The following is an 18,443-nucleotide window of genomic DNA, read 5'->3' on the forward strand; positions in this document are numbered from 1 at the left end:
AACCGAACAGGCCCCGGTAAAAACAACCGGGGCCTGACATACAGTGTTGAGGATTGTGCAACAACGGCAGGGCCGCTTCCTTGCCCTCGATCAGGCAACGCGGCCCCGGTCGGGCTTACTGCTGGTTTTCCTGATCGGTGAACAGATCGCTGAACAGCATGCTGGAGAGGTAGCGCTCACCGGAGTCCGGCAGGATCACCACGATCGTCTTGCCCTGCATTTCCGGCTTCTCGGCCAGGCGCACGGCGGCAGCCATGGCGGCGCCACAGGAAATCCCGCAGAGAATCCCCTCCTCCTGCATCAGGCGCAGGGCCATGGCCTTGGATTCGTCGTCGGTGACCAGTTCCACCTGGTCGACCATGGCCAGGTCGAGGTTCTTCGGCACGAAGCCGGCACCGATACCCTGGATCTTGTGCGGGCTCGGCTTGATCTCCTCTCCGGCCCGCGCCTGGGTGATCACCGGCGACACCACGGGCTCGACCGCCACGGAGAGAATCGCCTTGCCCTGGGTCTGCTTGATGTAGCGCGACACACCGGTGATGGTGCCGCCGGTGCCGACGCCGGCGACCAGCACATCCACCGCACCATCGGTGTCGTTCCAGATTTCCGGGCCGGTGGTCTTCTCGTGGATCGCCGGGTTGGCCGGGTTGTCGAACTGCGCCGGCATGAAGTACTTGGCCGGGTCGCTGGCGAGGATCTCGTTGGCCTTCTCGATGGCGCCCTTCATGCCCTTGGCCGGCTCGGTCAGGACCAGTTCGGCACCCAGGGCCTTGAGCACCTTGCGCCGCTCGATGCTCATCGACGCCGGCATGGTCAGCAGCAGCTTGTAGCCGCGGGCGGCGGCGACGAAGGCCAGGCCGATGCCGGTGTTGCCCGAGGTCGGCTCGACGATGGTCATGCCCGGCTTGAGCTTGCCGCTGCTTTCCGCGTCCCAGACCATGTTCGCGCCAATCCGGCACTTGACCGAATAACCCGGGTTGCGCCCCTCGATCTTGGCCAGGATGGTCACGCCGCGCGGGGCAATGCGGTTGATCTGCACCAGCGGTGTATTACCGATGGAATGGGCGTTGTCAGCAAAGATACGGCTCATGGCAGGAGGTCCTTTTGGCACCGAGCGAAAACCTCAAGGGTAAGCCTGCCCCGGGAGGTCGTCTACCCCGGTGAAACTCCGTCGGTGCGCTACAGGTCAACCGTTCATCCGTGTCCATCCGCATTCCGGGAGAGGCCGATGAAACGCCGCTATCGCTGGCCGCTGCTGGGGCTCGCCAGCCTCCTCGCCGTGCTGCTCGCCGTGCATCTGGCGCTGCCCTGGCTGGTGCGTGACTACCTCAATGAAAAGCTCGCCGACATGGGCGACTATCGCGGCCAGATCGCCGACGTTGACCTCGCCTGGTGGCGTGGCGCCTACCGGATCAACGGCCTGCAGATCGTCAAGACCCGCGGCAAGGTGCCGGTGCCGCTGCTGCAGGCGCCGCTGATCGATCTCTCGGTCAGCTGGTATGCCCTCTGGTACGAGCGGGCGGTGGTCGCCGAGGTGGAGTTCCTGCGTCCCGAGCTGAACTTCGTCGATGGCGGCAGCCAGCAGGCCTCGCAGACCGGCCAGGGCACCAACTGGCGACAACAGCTGGAAAAACTTCTGCCAATCACCCTCGACGAAGTGCGCATCGTCGACGGCACCCTGAGCTTTCGCAACTTCAACTCGAAACCGCCGGTGGACCTCCAGGCCACCCGCTTGAACGCCAGCATCCGCAACCTGACCAACGTGGTCGACAAGCAAGGCCGGCGCGACGCCAGCTTCGCCGGCAAGGCCCTGCTGCCGGGCGACGCGCCGGTGGAAAGCACTGCCACGTTCGACCCGCTGAGCGATTTCGAGGACTTCCAGTTCCGCCTGCGCGCCACCGACCTGCAGTTGCGCCGGCTCAACGCTTTCGCCAGCGCCTACGGCAAGTTCGATTTCAAGGCCGGGCATGGCGACCTGGTGATCGAGGCCCAGGCGGTGAAGGGCCGGCTGAGCGGCTATATCAAGCCACTGCTGCGCGATGTCGAGGTATTCGACTGGCAGCAGGACGTCGAGAACAAGGACAAGACGATCTTTCGCTCGATCTGGGAAGCCCTGGTCGGCGCCACCGAGACAGTGCTGAAGAACCAGCCGAAGAACCAGTTCGCCACCCGGGTCGAGCTGTCCGGCAGCGTGCGGCAGAGCGATATCAGCGCCTTCGAAGCCTTCCTGCAGATCCTGCGCAACGGCTTCATCGAGGCCTTCAACGCACGCTACGAGCGCTCGCCGCCCAAGTCTGACTGAGTCACCGAGTGACGGCCCATTCAGAGACTGAATGGGCCGTCTGCGTTCCCACTCCTGTAGGACGCGCGTTATAGTCGCGTATGACAATTTTCCACCAGGGCCACGTCCCCTGGCATTCGCAACGAGGATGGACAGATGAAGTTCGAAGGCACCAGCGCATACGTCGCCACAGACGACCTGAAACTGGCGGTCAACGCGGCGATCACCCTGGAGCGACCGCTGCTGGTCAAGGGCGAGCCGGGCACCGGCAAGACCATGCTCGCCGAGCAACTGGCGGCGTCCTTCGGGGCAAAGCTGATCACCTGGCACATCAAGTCCACCACCAAGGCTCACCAGGGCCTGTATGAATACGATGCGGTCAGCCGCCTGCGCGATTCGCAACTGGGCGTGGACAAGGTCCACGACGTGCGCAACTACCTGAAGAAAGGCAAGTTGTGGGAAGCCTTCGAGGCCGAGGAGCGGGTGATCCTGCTGATCGACGAAATCGACAAGGCCGACATCGAGTTCCCCAACGACCTGTTGCAGGAACTGGACAAGATGGAGTTCTACGTTTACGAGACCGACGAGACGATCAAGGCCAGGCAGCGCCCGATCATCATCATCACCTCGAACAACGAGAAGGAACTGCCGGACGCCTTCCTGCGCCGCTGCTTCTTCCACTACATCGCCTTCCCCGACCGCGACACCCTGCAGCAGATCGTCGACGTGCACTACCCCAACATCAAGAAGGACCTGGTCAGCGAGGCGCTGGACGTGTTCTTCGACGTGCGCAAGGTCCCGGGCCTGAAGAAGAAACCCTCGACCTCGGAACTGGTGGACTGGCTCAAGCTGCTGATGGCCGACAACATCGGCGAGGCCGTGCTGCGCGAGCGCGATCCGACCAAGGCCATCCCGCCGCTGGCCGGCGCCCTGGTGAAGAACGAACAGGACGTGCAACTGCTCGAGCGCCTGGCCTTCATGAGCCGCCGCGGCAACCGCTGAAGCCACGGGGGCGATCGCCATGCTGCTCAACCTGTTCAATGAAATGCGCGCGGCGAAGGTGCCGGTGTCGGTGCGCGAACTGCTCGACCTGATCAATGCCCTGAAGCAACGGGTCACCTTCGCCGACATGGACGAGTTCTACTACCTGTCGCGGGCCATCCTGGTGAAGGACGAACGGCATTTCGACAAGTTCGACCGGGCGTTTGCCGCTTACTTCAAGGGCCTGGAAAACCTCGATCGGCACCTCGAGGCGCTGATTCCCGAAGACTGGCTGCGCAAGGAGTTCGAGCGCTCGCTGACGGACGAGGAACGCGCGCAGATCCAGTCCCTGGGTGGCCTGGACAAGCTGATCGAAGAGTTCAAGAAACGCCTGGAAGAACAGAAGGAACGCCATGCCGGCGGCAACAAGTGGATCGGCACCGGCGGTACCAGCCCGTTCGGCTCGGGCGGTTTCAACCCGGAAGGCATTCGCATCGGCGATGCCGGCAAGCGCCAGGGCAAGGCGGTGAAGGTCTGGGACCAGCGCGAGTACAAGAACCTCGACGACCAGGTCGAACTGGGCACGCGCAACATCAAGCTGGCCCTGCGCCGGCTGCGCAAGTTCGCCCGCCAGGGCGCCGCGGACGAGCTGGATATCGACGGCACCATCGACCACACCGCGCGCGATGCCGGCCTGCTCAACATCCAGATGCGCCCGGAGCGGCGCAACAGTGTGAAGCTGTTGTTGCTGTTCGATATCGGCGGCTCGATGGATGCCCACGTGAAGACCTGCGAGGAGCTGTTCTCCGCGTGCAAGACCGAATTCAAGCACCTGGAGTACTACTACTTCCACAACTTCGTCTACGAGTCGGTGTGGAAGAACAACCTGCGCCGCACCTCGGAACGCACCTCGACCCTGGACCTGCTGCACAAGTACGGCGCCGACTACAAGGTGGTGTTCGTCGGCGATGCGGCGATGGCGCCCTACGAGATCACCCAGCCGGGGGGTAGCGTCGAGCACTGGAACGAGGAAGCCGGGTATGTGTGGATGCAGCGCTTCATGGAGAAATTCAAGAAGCTCATCTGGATCAACCCGTATCCGAAGAACACCTGGGGTTATACGTCTTCGACCAATATCGTCCGCGAACTGGTCGAGGACCGGATGTATCCGTTGACCTTGCAGGGGCTGGAGGAAGGGATGCGGTTCCTCTCCAAGTAATGGGCTGCCTGCGCGGTGCCCTGTAGGAGCTGGCTTGCCTGCGAAGGACCGCGTAGCGGTCCCTGATAGCGGTGAGGTCCGGGACCGCTGCGCGGTCCTTCGCGGGCAAGCCTCGCTCCTACGGGGGAGTTTGAGTATCGGCAAATCTCTTCAGCCAGTCCTGCATCTCGCCCCACGCCAACGCCTGCACCACCGCCCTGAACCGCACCTTCTCCCCCGGCAGACACTGCGCCAACCGTGCCACCGCCAGCGGCGTCAACGCCCCCAGCCGCGGATACCCGCCAATCGTCTGTCGGTCATTGAGCAACACGATCGGCTGCCCGTCCGGCGGCACCTGCACCGCGCCCAGCGGAATGCCTTCGGAGATCATCGGCTGGCCCTGGTAGCGCAAGACCGGTCCGGTCAGGCGAATGCCCATGCGGTCGCCGCGGCTGTCCAGCGTCCAGGCGCTGTTGAACACCTCGAACAGGCTCTGCCCGCTGAACTCGCCCAGTTGCGCGCCCATCACCAGGTCCAGGCAGACCTCGCCGACCAGGCACGGACGCAACGCTTCAGGCACCTCGCCGCGCCCCTGTGATCGCCCCTCGAAGCGCAGCTCATCGCCCTTGGCCAGCGCCCGCCCTGCCCCATCCGGTCCGCCCAGTCCCTCGCGAACCACGGTGGCACAACTGCCCAGCACGTGCGGGGCGGCAAACCCGCCGGGCGCCGCCAGATAGGCGCGAGCGCCCTGCAGTGGCTGGCTGAACTGCAAACGCTGGCCCTGGCGCAGGGTGAAACTGCGCCAGGGTTGCAAAGGTTCTCCATCGATCCGCGCATCCAGATCGGCCCCCGCCAAGGCCAGACGACAATCCGCCTCGGCCACCACGGCAAAGCCCCCCAGGGTGATTTCCACCACCGGCGCCTGCGCCGGGTTGTCCAGCAACCAGTTGGCCCACCGCGCGGACACCCAGTCCAGCGCTCCGCCCTGGGTCACGCCCAGGTGGCGCACGGCGAAACGCCCGGCATCCTGCAACTGGCATAGCGGCGTGCTGGCCTCGATGCGCAGGTGGCTCATGAACGCTCCTCCAGCGGCGTGTCATCGCCGCCCAGCTTCAGGAATTCGTTTCTTTCGATCGCCACGAAACGCACCCGGTCGCCGGGTTGCAACAGGCTGTAGCCATCACGCTGGCGATCGAACAACGGCGCCGGTGTCCGTCCGATCAGGTTCCAGCCGCCGGGGGACAAGGCCGGATAAGCCGCCGTCTGTCGCTCGGCAATCCCCACGCTGCCCGCCGCCACGCGCTTGCGCGGAGTGGCCAGGCGCGGCGAAGCCAGGGATTGCTCCACCAGCCCCATGAAAGCGAACCCGGGCGCGAAGCCCAGGGCGAACACCTGGTACTCGCGGCCCGTGTGGCGCTTGACGATCTCCGCCTCGCCGACGCCGCAACGCGCCGCCAGCAGCGGCAGTTCCGGCCCGACGCTGGCGTCGTACCACACCGCGATCTGCATCGACCGCCCGCCCTGGCCGCTGTCGGGCTGCAGGTCGCGCAGGGCATCGGCGATCAATGCCCGTGCCTCGCCCGGCGCGCAGTCGAACTGCACCATCAAGGTGGTATAGGACGGCACCAGCTCCACCAGCCGCGCGCCGAACACCGCGCGCAGGCGCCGGCTGGCGGCAAGCATCCAGGGCATGTTGGCTTCGTCGATCGCGTCGAACAGACGCACCATCAGCGCGTCGAGGCCGACCACTTCGATACGCGGTTTCATGCGTCGGTCAGGGCGTCCAGCGCCTGGCGGATCTGCCGTACCGCCGCCAGCGAGCTGTCGTTGTCGCCATGCACGCAGAGGGTCTGCGCGCGCAGCTGCACGGCGCTGCCATCGCTGGCAGTCAGCGCCTCGCCCCGGGCCAGGCGCAGGGCCTGCTCGACGATCAGCGCCGGATCGTGGTGCACCGCCCCCGGCAGGCGCCGGGAAAGCAGACGGCCGGCGGCGTCATAGGCGCGGTCGGCGAAGGCTTCGAACCACAGGGTCACCCCCACTTCGTCACCCAGCGCCCGCGCCGCGCTGTTGTCGGCGGTAGCCATGAGCATCAGCGGCAAGTGGCGGTCGTAGGCGGCCACGGCGTCGAGCACGGCGCGCAGCTTGCCGGGGTCGGCCATCATGTCGTTGTACAGCGCGCCATGGGGTTTGACGTAGGCGACACGGCTGCCCTGGACCCGGCAGATGCCGTCCAGCGCGCCGATCTGGTAATGCAGCAGGTCGCGGATTTCCTCGTTGCTGCAGGCCATGGAGCGGCGGCCGAAGCCGACCAGGTCGGGATAGGACGGATGGGCGCCGATCCTGACACCGTTCGCCACGGCCAGGGCCACGGTCTGGCGCATGATTCCGGGATCGCCGGCGTGAAAACCGCAGGCGATGTTGGCACAGTCGACGAAGGGCATGACCTCGGTATCCAGACCCATCGTCCAGTTGCCGAAGCTTTCGCCCATGTCGCAGTTCAGTAGCAGACGGCTCACGGCAGGAACTCCGAAAAGAGGTTAACGCCAGCTGGGCTGCACGGCCTTGCGCCGGCCACCCATGATCACCCAGCCGATAAGCAGCAACAGGCTTTCCACCAGCAGCGCAAACAGCAGCGCGCAGGCCAGGCCCCAGCCCGCCGCTTCCGGCGTGAGGAGAATCTGGTAGCTGTAGCCCTTGAGGGTTTCCTCGCGGATCGCCGGGTCCGGCTGGGTCAGCACATGCAGGGTGCGACTGGCCCAGCCGGCCTGCAGCGCCTGCCATTCGCCCTCGAGCATGCGGTTGCGGCTGACCAGGCTGTCGATGCTCTCGGCGTCGCTCTGGAACACCGGGTCGTCGCTGGCGCGGTAATGCCGCACCAGGGCCTGCAGGTCGCCCTTGAAGAAACGCTGCGCGGTCTGCTGGAAACCCTTCAGGCCCTCCCGCGACTCCAGCAGGTGCGCCTGCACGCGCTGGCTGTAGTCGTTGATCAGGCCGGGCACCTGGATGCCCAGCAACAGGCCGCATGTGAACAGGATCAACCGCAGGTAGCTTCTGAGCATGTGCCCGTCCTTAGCTGGTCTGGCCCTGGGCGATGCATTCGCCCTTGCGCCACAGGCCCCACTCGCCGGGCTGGTAACGCTGCCAGGTTTCGTTCTCGGTGAGCGCTTCGGTGGTGATCACCGTGACCACGTCATCGGGTGTGGTTTCGGCGTGGAAGTCGACGATCATGTCGACGTCCTTGAGCCGCGCGGGGCCGAACGGCGCGCGCCGGGTGATATGCACCAGCTTGGTCGAACAGAAGCAGAACAGCCAGTCGCCATCACTGAGCAGGCAGTTGAACACGCCCTTGCCGCGGTACTCGGCGCAGGCCTGCTGCAGCACCGGCAGCAGTTGCTCGGCCTCGACCGGCTCGGGGAAGGCTTCGCGGATGCGGTTGAGCAGGTCGCAGAACGCCGCTTCGCTGTCGGTGTCGCCAATCGGCCGGTAGAAGGTGGTCAGGCCGTCGAGCCCGGCCAGCTGGCCGTTGTGCGCGAAACACCAGTTGCGCCCCCACAGCTCGCGCACGAACGGGTGGGTGTTGGACAGGCAGACCTTGCCGACGTTGGCCTGGCGGATATGGCCGATGACCACTTCGCTCTTGATCGGGTAACGCTGCACCAGGTTGGCGACTTCCGATTCGCTGCTCGCCGCCGGGTCCTGGAACAGCCGCAGGCCGCGGCCTTCGTAGAAGCCGATGCCCCAGCCGTCGCGGTGTGGGCCGGTGCGGCCGCCGCGTTGCATCAGGCCGGTGAAGCTGAAGACGATATCGGTAGGGACGTTGGCGCTCATGCCCAGCAGTTCACACATGTTCGGGTCGCTCCAGGGCTGCACTCAGAGACGCGGTTCGAGACGCTGGCGCGGGCCACCCAGCGGCGGCTCGGGCGGCTCGTTGCGATAGCGCTCGCGGCTCTGCGCAGGCTCGGCCACGACTTCCTCGGCATCGCGCCTGGCCGCCGCCTCGGCGCGCTCGCGTCGGGCACGGGCGCGAGCCTCCAGGGGCATGCGAATGGCGACGAAGATCAGGTACAGGGCGAAGGCGATCATGCCGTACATCGCCAGGTCCGCAGCCGCGCGCCAGACGTTGTTGCCGACCTTGAAGGCCAGATCGAGGGCGCTGATGGCGATGGCCGGGGCGAACAGGTCCTTGGCCGGATCGACGATGGTCGGGGTCAGCAACAGCACCGCCAGCAGCAGGCGCAGCGGCTCGCGCAGCCAGCGCCACATCCAGCCGGTGATACGGAAACCCACCCACAGGCAACCCAGGGCAGCCAGGGCATACAGTCCCCAGGCGTACAGATAATCGTTTTCGGTCATGGCGTCCGTGGAAGGTAGGCAAACAGGCGCTTATGATAACGATTTTTCCGCGCGCAGGCGCCCCCCAGCCAAGGAACCGCACATGCCCTCCACTGCCCCAGCCCTTTGCGCCCCGCTCGCCCGCCGCGACGACGGTGCGGATCCCTATGCCTGGCTGCAGCAACGCGACACCCCCGAGGTGATGGCCTACCTGGAAGCGGAGAACGCTTTCCAGGACGCGCAGCTGGCCGATCAGGCGCCGCTGCGCGAGCAACTGTTCGAGGAGATCAAGGCGCGCATCCTCGAAACCGACCTGTCGCTGCCCTCGCCCTGGGGTCCGTACCTGTACTACACGCGCACCACTGCCGGCGACGAATACCCGCGGCACTATCGCTGCCCGCGCCCGGCAGACGACTCCAACAGCGTCGACGAAAGCCGCGAGGAACTGCTGCTGGACCCCAACGTGCTGGCTGCCGGTGGTTTTCTCAGCCTCGGCGCCTTCAACGTCAGCCCGGACCACCAGCGCCTGGCCTACAGCCTGGATACCAGCGGCGACGAGATCTACACCCTGTACGTGAAGGAACTGGCTGACGGCAGCCTCAGCGAACTGCCGTTCGACGACTGCGACGGCAGCATGACCTGGGCCAACGACAGCCAGACCCTGTTCTTCACCGAACTGGACGACACCCACCGGCCGTTCCGCCTGCGCCGCCACCGCCTCGGCAGCGCAGAGGCCGACACCGTGTTCGAGGAACACGACGGGCGTTTCTTCCTGCACTGCTACCGCGCCAGCTCCGAGCGCCAGCTGGTGCTGGCGCTCAACAGCAAGACCACCAGCGAATCCTGGGTCCTCGATGCCGATACGCCGCAACAGGCCTTCCAATGCATGGCGCCGCGGGTCGAGGGTCACGAATACGACGTCGACCACGGCAAGCTGGACGGCGAATGGCACTGGTTCATCCGCAGCAACCAGGACGGCATCAACTTCGCCCTGTTCCACGCACCGAGCGCTTCGCTGCCGACCCGCGAACAGTGGCAGGTGCTGGTGGCGCACCGCGACGACGTCATGCTCGATGGCCTGACCCTCAGCGCCGACGCCCTGACCCTGAGCCTGCGCGAAGGTGGCCTGCCGGTGATCGAGGTCCGCCCGGCCGGCCTGCCGAGTTACCGCGTACAACTGCCGGACGCAGCCTACAGCCTCTACGTGCAGGACAGCCTGGAATTCGCCAGCCCGCGCATCCGCCTGCGCTACGAGGCGCTGAATCGTCCGGCCCAGGTGCGCCAGCTGGAGCTGGCCGATGGTGCACAGAAAGTCCTCAAGCAGACCCCGGTGCTCGGCGACTTCAACGCCGACGACTATGTCAGCCAGCGCCTCTGGGCCCGCGCCAGCGACGGCACCCTGGTGCCGATCAGCCTGGTGCAGCGCCGCGCCGACGTCGGCCACCCGGTGCCGCTGTATCTGTACGGCTACGGCGCCTATGGCGAAAGCCTCGACCCGTGGTTCTCCCATGCCCGCCTGAGCCTGCTGGATCGCGGCGTGGCCTTCGCCATCGCCCATGTGCGCGGCGGCGGCGAACTGGGCGAAGCCTGGTACCGCGCCGGCAAGCAGGAACACAAGGCCAACACCTTCAGCGACTTCATCGCCTGCGCCGAGCACCTGATCGCGACCGGCGTCACCAGCGCCAGCCGCCTGGCGATCAGCGGCGGCAGCGCCGGCGGCCTGCTGATCGGCGCGGTGCTGAACCAGCGTCCGGATCTGTTCAAGGTCGCCATCGCCGAAGTGCCGTTCGTCGACACCCTCAACACCATGCTCGACCCGGACCTGCCGCTGACCGTCACCGAATACGACGAATGGGGCAATCCGCAGGAGCCCGAGGTGTACCAGCGGATCAAGGCCTACGCGCCCTACGAGAACGTCAGCGCCCAGGCGTATCCAGCCATGCTGGTGATCGCCGGCTACAACGACAGCCGCGTGCAGTACTGGGAAGCGGCCAAGTGGGTGGCCAAGCTGCGGGTGACCAGGACCGACAGCAACCCGCTGCTGCTCAAGACCGAACTGGGCGCCGGCCACGGCGGCATGAGCGGGCGTTATCAGGGCCTGCGCGATGTGGCCCTGGAGTACGCCTTCGTCCTGAATCAGCTGGATGTGGTGTAAATCGCGTTTTTCATTGTCTGAGCTTGCGCCGCGACCGCCGTCGCGGTGCGATCTCCTCCGGACCGACAACAAAGACCGAACCTGATGCCCGACGCCTCCCTGCTCAACAACGCAATCCGCGACCAGCTGATGGACTGCGGCCTCTTCGACCAACTGCAGCCCGGCGACTTCGCCGCGGCCGCCGGTTACTTCGCCCTGAGCGCCATGAGCGCAGGCCAGGACATCTTCCGCGAAGGCGATGCCGGCACCTTCATGTGCATCATCGTTTCCGGCCAGGTCTCGGTACGCAAGACCGATGCCGAGGGCCGCGAGGTGGAAATCGCCGTGCTGCGCAAGGGCCGCGCCTTCGGCGAAATGGCGGTGCTCGACGGCGAACGGCGCTCGGCTTCCTGCGTCGCCGCCAGCGATTGCCAGTTGCTCAGCCTGGGCAAGGACGCGCTGGAAAAGATGCTCAACGATGCGCCGAAGATCGCCGCCAAGGTGATTCGCGCCCTGGCGGTGGCGTTGTCGAAGCGCCTGCGCATGGTGGACGGGCAGTTGCTGGCGCAGCAGGTCTAGCTCGACCGTTAGGCGCCTTTCGCCCGGTCCCGTTGCGAATCAGGGGTCAGGCCCGGCAAGGGCTGGTCCTTCGGCGGTGCTGGCAGGGGCATCGGCGGCAGCAGCGGCCCGCCGGGCTGGCCATCGTTGGCGCGCGGCGCCTGGGGTGGCGTCACTTGCGGATACGGAGTGGGCGTCGGCGTGCCCGGCGCACCGGGCACCGGGGCGATGACCCGCGGTTGCAGGTCTTCGGCCTGGGCGCTGGCAGCACTGGCCAGGCACAACAGCAGGATGCTCGTCAGACGCATGGGGGGCTCCTGGTCGAGGTCATGTCCTACAGCCTACTCCGCCGTGTGGCGGATTGCCTGCCCTGCGTGCCGGAGTAGCGTTAGACTGACGTCAAAACCGTGAAACACCTGAGCAGGCACAACAATGACGCAATCTTCCTCCGCCGCCGCCACCGCGCGGCTCGACCGTATCCTCGCCGACGCCAAGCGCGACGACGAAAGGGGCTATCGCCAGAAAGCACTGAGGATGTACCCGCACGTCTGCGGGCGCTGCGCCCGTGAGTTCTCCGGCAAGCGCCTGAGCGAACTGACCGTGCACCACCGCGACCACAACCACGACAACAACCCGCAGGACGGCTCCAACTGGGAGCTGCTGTGCCTCTACTGCCACGACAACGAGCACGCCCGCTACACCGACCAGCAGTACTTCAGCGAAGGCTCGCTGAGCACGCCGTCGATCGCCAAGGCCACGCACAACCCGTTCGCCGGCCTGGCCGGGCTGCTCGGCAAGAAGGACGAGTAAGGTTCGCCGCCCCGCACCCGGGCCCGTATAATCGCGTCTTTTTTGCGAAGGGCCCGGCACGTGGCGAACAAAAGGTACAGCTGCATCGGCCTGTACAACCCCAAATCCCCTGAGAACGTCGGTTCGGTGATGCGCGCCGCCGGCTGCTATGGCGTCAATTCGGTGTTCTACACCGGCAAGCGCTACGAGCGTGCCCGCGACTTCGTCACCGACACCAAGCGGGTGCACTACGACATCCCGCTGATCGGCATCGACGACCTGCAGAAGATCATTCCCCTGGGCTGCACCCCGGTGGCCGTGGAGCTGGTGGATGGCGCGCGCCCGCTGCCGGAATACACCCACCCGGACCGCGCGATCTACATCTTCGGCCCCGAGGACGGCAGCCTGGACGACGACGTCCGCGCCTGGTGCGAGGAGACCATCTACATCCCGACCAACGGCTGCATGAACCTTGCGGCCACGGTCAACGTGGTGCTCTACGACCGCATGGCCAAGGGGCTCAACACCCGTTCCGGGCCAAGGTTCAAGTAAGCGATTGAACGCCGGCCGCGGGCTGGCGGTCTGCTGACTATCCCATCACGCAAGAGGAGTAGCGCCCATGCGCCAGAAGCCCGAGATTCCGCCAACGCCCTTTCACAGCGACCCCGAACACAACGTGCAGGGCTGGGAGCGTGCCGGCTCCGTGGCCACCGGCGTGGTGATGGTCGGCAAGGGCCTGCGCCGTGGCGGCCTGCTGGGCCTGATCCAGATCGCCATTGGCGGCGCGGTACTGGCGCGCGGGGTGACCGGACATTGCTCGGCCAAGAGCCTGCTGGAGCGCGGGCGCCAGGACCTGGACGGGATCCGGGCGAAGATCGAGCGCACCGGGAGCGAGTTGAAGGCGCTCAAGGATGCGGCGGAAGCAGCCACCAGCAGTGCCACCGTGACCGGGAATGACTCCCTGGTAAATCCCAAGCCCTGAGTCTTGCAGGGTTCTTGAGGACCTCATCGCTGGCAACGCCAGCTCCCACAGGGTCCGTGGCGTCGCTGAACCCTGTGGGAGCTGGCGTTGCCAGCGATGAGGCCCTCAAGAGCAACGCAAAAACCAGCGCCCGTCAACGCAACAACGAACTCTGCAAAACCTCCGACTCCCGCCCCAGCACACGCTCCGCCAACTGCACGAACTCCGCCGTATTCACACTGTCCAGGCGCATCAACGCCCGCACCAGGTCATCCAGCGACTGCTTGTTGTGGGTATGGATGCGAATCTCCCGGTCCAGCGCCTGCAACAGCAGCACCGCGCGGGCAACGGTCGGTGCGTTGACCTGCTCGCCACGCAGGCTGGTCACCGCCTTGCTCTCCTTGGCCAGGCGCGCCTGCAGCGCCTGGTAGCGGTCATCGCTGATCCCGCCGGCACGCCGCAGCAGCTCGGTGGCGTAGTACTCCGCCAGCCCTTCGCCGATCCAGTCGCTGGCCTCGCGATCGTCGATCCGCGCGAACACCCGCACCAGCTCGCGCAGCAGCGGACTGCTACCGCTTTCACTGACCAGCGGCGTGGCGCTGTTGAGGTAGATCGAGTTGTTCGCCGCCCGCGCGCCACGCCACAGGTGCTCGCGGGCCCCGACCAGCAGCAGCTTCGGCGGATTGCGCGGGAACACCGCCTGGTACTGCGGCCAGACGAACGTCAGCAGGGTCAGCGCATCCATCCGGCGCAGGCCCTGCCCCACCGGGCCGGCCACACTGACCTCGGTTTCGCCGAGCCGCGCCCGCCGCGCACCGACATTGCCGGCGAGCATCCAGCCGGTCGGCCGGTCGAACAGCCGCGAGGGGTTGTCGATGCGAAAACGCTGCTTGCCGACCCGCGGCCAGGCGGTTTCGATGCTGTTCCAGCCGCTGGGCAGATCGACGCTCAGGCGCGCCACCAGCTCGGTGCCGTCCTGCTGGTCAAGGTGCGCCGCCGGTACCAGGTCATCGCCACGGAACAGCGCCCAGTTCGGCGCAATGCGGCTGTCGTAGCTGCCGTTGCGCAGCTTGTGGTTGAGGCGCACCCGGTAGCTCAGGCTGGCCTTGCCCGACGCCGGCTGCCAGCGCCCGCGCTGGTTGTCGGGCTGCAGTTGCCACGGCCCGTCGGCCTTGAAGTCGCTGTACAGGCCTTCGGTGCCCAGGTCGAAATCCAGGCTGCGGACCTGGGTGCCCTCGGCCAGGGTCAGGCGCACCTCGGCCTGGCCGCTCTGCGGCAGCAGGCGCACGTGGTAATCCAGGTCGACTTTCTTCGCCCAGGCGGCATTGCTCGCCAACAGCAACACGACCCACGCCAGAGGGTGACGCACAGGCATTGCCCGACTCCTTGTTCGAACGCGGAACGCGCCAGCTCAGCTAGCGCGGAATATCAGATAGTCTTCCCAGTCGTCTTCGGCGACGCTGTTCTCGCTGAGCATGCGCCCGGACTGCGAGATGCGCTGGACGTGGACCTGCTCGCGGTCGCCACAGACCAGGTGGTGCCAGCTTGGCAGGTCCTTGCCTTCGCTGACCAGGCGGTAGCCACAGGTGGGCGGCAGCCATTTGAACTGGTCGGCCTTGCCCGGGGTGAGCTGGATGCAATCCGGCACCTGCTCGAAGCGGCGCGGGTAATCGCTGCACTGGCAGGTCTTGAGGTCCAGCAGTTTGCAGGCGATCCGCGTGTAGTAGACGCTGTTGTCGTCTTCGTCCTCGAGCTTCTGCAGACAGCACAGACCACAACCGTCACACAGCGACTCCCATTCCTGGGGGTCAAGCTGATCGAGGGTCTTGCGGGTCCAGAACGGCTCGGGGCTTGCCAGCATGTTGCGGTGATCCTGTATCAAAATTCTTCGGCCTGTGTCAGGCGGCGCCAGTCTAGGACGTGTGCTGCAGCTTTGCCAGACCGCTTGTCAGGGTGCTGGCGACAGTTGTAGTTTTGCAAATCGTTTCAGTTCTCATCCCCCCATCAGGAACCCGTCATGAGCGCCAACCCACGTATTGCCGATTACGCCATTCATGAACAGTTCATCCAGCGCTGGTCGCCGCGCGCCTTCACCGGCGAGGCGATCAGCGAGGAAACCCTGCTGAGCTTCCTCGAAGCCGCGCGCTGGGCGCCCTCGGCGTACAACTCGCAGCCCTGGCGGTTCCTCTACGCCCGTCGCGACACGCCAAGCTGGGAGCGTTACCTGGGCCTGCTCAACGAGTTCAACCGCAGCTGGGCGCAGCATGCCTCGGCGTTGGTGATCGTCATCTCCAAGACCACCTTCACCGCCCCGGGCGCCAGCGAGGAAACCCCGGCGCTGTGGCACACCTTCGATACCGGCTCGGCCTGGGGCCACCTGGCGCTGCAGGCCAGCATCAGCGGCTGGCATACCCACGGCATGGCCGGCTTCGACCAGGAGCTGACCCGCAAGGAACTGAAGATTCCCGAGGAATACGCGCTGCACGCGGCGGTAGCGATCGGCAAGCTGGGCGACAAGGCGACCCTGGCCGAGTACCTGCAGGCGCGGGAAGTGCCGAGCCCGCGTCGGCCGTTGAACGAGCTGGTGGCCGAGGGTGATTTCACTCTGTAAGCCTTTTGGGACCGCTTTGCGGTCCTTCGCGACGGTTCGGCGCCCCGACAAGCTCGCTCCCACAAGAGCAGATCGGCGCTGTTCCTGTGGGAGCGAGCTTGTCGGGGCGCCGAACCGTCGCGAAGGGCCGCAAAGCGGCCCAAATCAATAGCCCCGCTGGAAATCCACCTCGCCACGCAACCCGTCATCCCGCTGATACGCCCCCAGGTTCTCGACGAACAAGCGCACCATCGCCGCCGGCGAGGTCGGTGCCGAGCTGTGCCCGGTCAGCAGCAGCCCCAGCGCAGTCCAGAACGGATGATTGCGCGGCAGCGGCTCCTGCCGGCAGACATCGATCACCGCCGCGGCCAGATGGCCCTTGGTCAGCGCCTCGACCAGGTCACCATCGACCACCGCCACGCCCCGCCCGGCGTTGATGAACAGCGCGTCCGGATTGAAGCGGGCGAACAGCGCCGCGTCGTAGATATCCTGCGTTGCCGGGGTGTCCGGCAGCAGGTTGAGCACATAGTCCACCTGCCCGACCAAACGCCCGAGATCCTCCAGCCCGGCCACTTCGATGAACGGCGCCAGTTGCCGCGGCGCGCTGGCGATGCCGTACAGCCTGCAGCCAAACGGCACGAGGAAGCGCGCCACCTCGCAGCCGATATCACCGGTACCGACGATCAGCACCCGACGCCCCTCCAGGCTGCGCCCGGGACGACCATCCCATTTACGCTCGACCTGGCTCATCAGCCGGGTCAGTACCTCGCGCTCGTGACCGAGCATGTAGGTCAGCACGTACTCGGCCATGACCTGGCCGAAGATGCCCACGGCGCGGGTCAGCCGGTAGTCGCGGGGCAGCCCCTCGGCCAGCAGCGGGGTGATCCCGGCCCAGGTCGACTGCAGCCAGTCCGGGCGATGCCCCTGGCGCAGCAGGCTCGCCAGCAGGTCGGGCTGGCCCAGCCACACCGGGCACTGCGCGGCATGGCGCGCCAGTTCGGCGGAATCACCGCTGGTCAGGACGTCGAGTTCGGGCAAAGCCTCGCGCAGCAGGCGGGCATAGAGGGCGTGATCCTGTTCGGCGATCAGAACGCGCATATCGATTACAACCTTGCAGAACGGCAGGAGGACCGACCGCCAGAGTCGGTCCCGCGGGGAGAGGGATCAGACCGGGTCGTTGCGGCGCAGCAGCTCTTCCGGGAGGTGTTCGATGTACTCCTCCTCGGTCGGCGGCATCTGCAGGTGATAACCCTGGGTGTCGAGGTTTTCCAGGACCTTGGCGATGTCCTCGCGGGCCAGGGTGCGCTCCGGGGTCAGCACCAGGTCGAAGGCGTGCTGCGGCGTGCCGAACAGCGGCAGCAGGGCTTCGGGCACCTTGCTCAGGCCGTCGGCCTTGAGCAGGTAGAGGTACATTTCGTTCTTGCGGGGACTGCGATAGATCGAACAGATACGTTTCAAGACGGTTCTCCAGCGTCGGCCAGGCAATCCAGCAGGGCCTGGCCCATGCGCTCGCGGCGCCAGCCGCGCAGCGAGTCGGGCAATTGGTACGGTCCCCCGGGGAAGCCGCTCTTGAGCAGCAGTTCGAGGGTTTTCTTGCGCAGCATCAGCTCCGGGGCGATGTTCAGGCGCTCGGCCTCTTCCTGGCCGATGGCGCGCAGCTTCTTCAGCAGCGCCGCGGCTTCGATCGGCAACGGCTCCGCGACCGCCGGCGGCCACTGCGCGGGCGGCAGGCTGCCCGTGCGCTTGATCAGGTCGAGGAGGAATTCGCCATCCTGACGGATGGTGCGCGGGTGCATGTCTTCGATGCGGCCCAGGGCCACCAGGTTGTCCGGCTGGGTCCGCGCCATCGGCCACATGGCGTGTTCACGCAGGACGCGGTTGCGCGGTACGTCGCGCTCGCGGGCCTGGATCTCGCGCCAGGCGCACAGCTCGCGCAGCACCGCCAGTTGGGCACGGGACAGCTTCCAGGCCAGCTTGGCCTCGCGGTACAGCTCGTAGGGATCGGTTTCGCGGCGCAGCTGCACGACCAGCTCGGCGCCGTCTTCCAGCACCCAGGCGTTCTTCTCGTCGCTGAGCTGCGGGCGCAGGCGCTCGTAGAGCTCGGCCAGGTGCACGGCATCTTCCGCGGCATAGCTGATCTGGGTGTCGGAGAGCGGACGCTGCAGCCAGTCGGAGCGGGTTTCGCCCTTGGGCAGCTCGATGCCCAGGACTTCCTGGACCAGGCGCGAATAGCCCATGGAGAAGCCGAGGTTGAGGTAACCGGCGGCCAGCTGCGTGTCGAACAGCGGCGCCGGCAGGCTGCCGGTCAGCCGGGCGAGCACTTCGAGGTCTTCGCTGCAGGCATGCAGGACCTTGATCACAGCGGCGTCTTCGAGCAGCTCGGCGAACGGCCGCCAGTCATCGATCAGCAGCGGGTCGATGAGGAAGGCGCGGAGCCCGTCGCCGACCTGGATCAAACCGGCTCTGGGATAGAAGGTATCGACCCGCATGAACTCGGTATCGAGGGCCACGAAGGGCAGTTGACGCCAGCGCCGGCAATGTTCCGCCAGGGCGCTGTCGTCGCGAATCCAGTGAATATCGATGGCCACAAGGCTCTCCCACAAACAATGGCGCGCAGTA

22 protein-coding genes are annotated in these 18,443 nt (G+C 66.2%); 9 read left to right on the top strand and 13 right to left on the bottom strand.

Going from position 1 to position 18,443, the window contains the following annotated elements:
- Positions 1–115: 115 nt before the first annotated feature.
- Positions 116–1,090, bottom strand: coding sequence for a cysteine synthase A (cysK, locus tag RTI28_RS12430; protein ID WP_316920726.1), 975 nt, complete (start codon positions 1,088–1,090; stop codon positions 116–118).
- 138 nt (positions 1,091–1,228) lie between these two features.
- Between cysK and RTI28_RS12435 the strand changes: the two genes are divergently transcribed.
- From RTI28_RS12435 to RTI28_RS12445, 3 genes are all read left to right on the top strand, one after another.
- Positions 1,229–2,302 (top strand): DUF748 domain-containing protein, encoded by a 1,074-nt coding sequence (locus RTI28_RS12435; protein ID WP_316920727.1) that lies wholly within the window; start codon positions 1,229–1,231, stop codon positions 2,300–2,302.
- A 135-nt stretch (positions 2,303–2,437) separates the two neighbouring features.
- A complete protein-coding gene (locus RTI28_RS12440) occupies positions 2,438–3,283 on the top strand; it encodes an AAA family ATPase (protein ID WP_316920728.1) in 846 nt (281 codons plus the stop codon).
- Between the two features lie 19 nt (positions 3,284–3,302).
- Entirely contained in the window at positions 3,303–4,481 is a 1,179-nt protein-coding gene (locus RTI28_RS12445) for a VWA domain-containing protein (protein ID WP_316920729.1), read from the top strand.
- Positions 4,482–4,599: 118 nt separating this feature from the next.
- Here the strand turns inward: RTI28_RS12445 and RTI28_RS12450 are convergent, their stop codons facing one another.
- From RTI28_RS12450 to RTI28_RS12475, 6 genes are read right to left on the bottom strand one after another with little or no spacing between them, the layout of a single operon-like run.
- The gene (locus RTI28_RS12450) at positions 4,600–5,535 is read right to left on the bottom strand and encodes a biotin-dependent carboxyltransferase family protein (RefSeq protein ID WP_316920730.1); all 936 of its coding nucleotides are present in this window, start codon (positions 5,533–5,535) and stop codon (positions 4,600–4,602) included.
- Positions 5,532–6,227: a 5-oxoprolinase subunit PxpB gene (gene pxpB, locus RTI28_RS12455; protein ID WP_316920731.1), complete on the bottom strand. Its 696-nt coding sequence runs from the start codon at positions 6,225–6,227 to the stop codon at positions 5,532–5,534. The genes RTI28_RS12450 and pxpB overlap by 4 nt, the downstream gene beginning before the upstream one ends.
- The gene (locus tag RTI28_RS12460; protein WP_316920732.1) at positions 6,224–6,976 is read right to left on the bottom strand and encodes a 5-oxoprolinase subunit PxpA; all 753 of its coding nucleotides are present in this window, start codon (positions 6,974–6,976) and stop codon (positions 6,224–6,226) included. The genes pxpB and RTI28_RS12460 overlap by 4 nt, the downstream gene beginning before the upstream one ends.
- A gap of 21 nt (positions 6,977–6,997) precedes the next feature.
- Positions 6,998–7,519 (bottom strand): DUF2937 family protein, encoded by a 522-nt coding sequence (locus RTI28_RS12465; RefSeq protein WP_316920733.1) that lies wholly within the window; start codon positions 7,517–7,519, stop codon positions 6,998–7,000.
- Between the two features lie 10 nt (positions 7,520–7,529).
- Complete coding sequence (locus RTI28_RS12470) at positions 7,530–8,306, bottom strand: class II glutamine amidotransferase (protein WP_316920734.1); 777 nt, start codon at positions 8,304–8,306, stop codon at positions 7,530–7,532.
- A 24-nt stretch (positions 8,307–8,330) separates the two neighbouring features.
- Positions 8,331–8,813 (bottom strand): MFS transporter, encoded by a 483-nt coding sequence (locus RTI28_RS12475; RefSeq protein WP_316920735.1) that lies wholly within the window; start codon positions 8,811–8,813, stop codon positions 8,331–8,333.
- A gap of 82 nt (positions 8,814–8,895) precedes the next feature.
- Here RTI28_RS12475 and RTI28_RS12480 point away from each other — a divergent pair, with 82 nt between their 5' ends.
- Complete coding sequence (locus RTI28_RS12480; RefSeq protein ID WP_316920736.1) at positions 8,896–10,947, top strand: S9 family peptidase; 2,052 nt, start codon at positions 8,896–8,898, stop codon at positions 10,945–10,947.
- 84 nt (positions 10,948–11,031) lie between these two features.
- The gene (locus RTI28_RS12485) at positions 11,032–11,505 is read left to right on the top strand and encodes a Crp/Fnr family transcriptional regulator (RefSeq protein ID WP_042126618.1); all 474 of its coding nucleotides are present in this window, start codon (positions 11,032–11,034) and stop codon (positions 11,503–11,505) included.
- An 8-nt stretch (positions 11,506–11,513) separates the two neighbouring features.
- Here RTI28_RS12485 and RTI28_RS12490 read toward each other — a convergent pair whose 3' ends face one another.
- Positions 11,514–11,792: a hypothetical protein gene (locus tag RTI28_RS12490; protein WP_316920737.1), complete on the bottom strand. Its 279-nt coding sequence runs from the start codon at positions 11,790–11,792 to the stop codon at positions 11,514–11,516.
- Positions 11,793–11,916: 124 nt separating this feature from the next.
- Between RTI28_RS12490 and RTI28_RS12495 the strand changes: the two genes are divergently transcribed.
- The 3 genes from RTI28_RS12495 (at position 11,917) to RTI28_RS12505 (ending at position 13,255) form a co-directional block, all read left to right on the top strand.
- Positions 11,917–12,294: a YajD family HNH nuclease gene (locus tag RTI28_RS12495; protein ID WP_316920738.1), complete on the top strand. Its 378-nt coding sequence runs from the start codon at positions 11,917–11,919 to the stop codon at positions 12,292–12,294.
- Positions 12,295–12,354: 60 nt separating this feature from the next.
- On the top strand, positions 12,355–12,825 hold the full coding sequence (locus RTI28_RS12500) for an RNA methyltransferase (protein ID WP_075806095.1): 471 nt from the start codon (positions 12,355–12,357) through the stop codon (positions 12,823–12,825).
- A gap of 67 nt (positions 12,826–12,892) precedes the next feature.
- Complete coding sequence (locus RTI28_RS12505) at positions 12,893–13,255, top strand: DUF2892 domain-containing protein (protein WP_316920739.1); 363 nt, start codon at positions 12,893–12,895, stop codon at positions 13,253–13,255.
- 133 nt (positions 13,256–13,388) lie between these two features.
- On the opposite strand, the gene RTI28_RS12510 is transcribed toward RTI28_RS12505, so the two are convergent.
- Together RTI28_RS12510 and RTI28_RS12515 are read right to left on the bottom strand one after the other, a co-directional pair.
- A complete protein-coding gene (locus RTI28_RS12510) occupies positions 13,389–14,609 on the bottom strand; it encodes a hypothetical protein (RefSeq protein ID WP_316920740.1) in 1,221 nt (406 codons plus the stop codon).
- A 36-nt stretch (positions 14,610–14,645) separates the two neighbouring features.
- On the bottom strand, positions 14,646–15,095 hold the full coding sequence (locus RTI28_RS12515) for a YcgN family cysteine cluster protein (protein WP_316920741.1): 450 nt from the start codon (positions 15,093–15,095) through the stop codon (positions 14,646–14,648).
- A 156-nt stretch (positions 15,096–15,251) separates the two neighbouring features.
- On the opposite strand from RTI28_RS12515, the gene RTI28_RS12520 reads away from it, so the two are divergent.
- Positions 15,252–15,845, top strand: coding sequence for a nitroreductase family protein (locus tag RTI28_RS12520; protein ID WP_316920742.1), 594 nt, complete (start codon positions 15,252–15,254; stop codon positions 15,843–15,845).
- 144 nt (positions 15,846–15,989) lie between these two features.
- On the opposite strand, the gene RTI28_RS12525 is transcribed toward RTI28_RS12520, so the two are convergent.
- From RTI28_RS12525 to rnd, 3 genes are all read right to left on the bottom strand, one after another.
- Positions 15,990–16,922, bottom strand: coding sequence for a D-2-hydroxyacid dehydrogenase (locus RTI28_RS12525; protein WP_316920743.1), 933 nt, complete (start codon positions 16,920–16,922; stop codon positions 15,990–15,992).
- Positions 16,923–16,988: 66 nt separating this feature from the next.
- Positions 16,989–17,282 (bottom strand): YcgL domain-containing protein, encoded by a 294-nt coding sequence (locus RTI28_RS12530; RefSeq protein WP_316920744.1) that lies wholly within the window; start codon positions 17,280–17,282, stop codon positions 16,989–16,991.
- Complete coding sequence (gene rnd / locus RTI28_RS12535) at positions 17,279–18,412, bottom strand: ribonuclease D (protein WP_316920745.1); 1,134 nt, start codon at positions 18,410–18,412, stop codon at positions 17,279–17,281. The genes RTI28_RS12530 and rnd overlap by 4 nt, the downstream gene beginning before the upstream one ends.
- Positions 18,413–18,443: the final 31 nt, after the last annotated feature.

This window comes from Pseudomonas sp. zfem002, assembly GCF_032621685.1.
Classification (GTDB): Bacteria; Pseudomonadota; Gammaproteobacteria; order Pseudomonadales; family Pseudomonadaceae; genus Aquipseudomonas; species Aquipseudomonas japonica.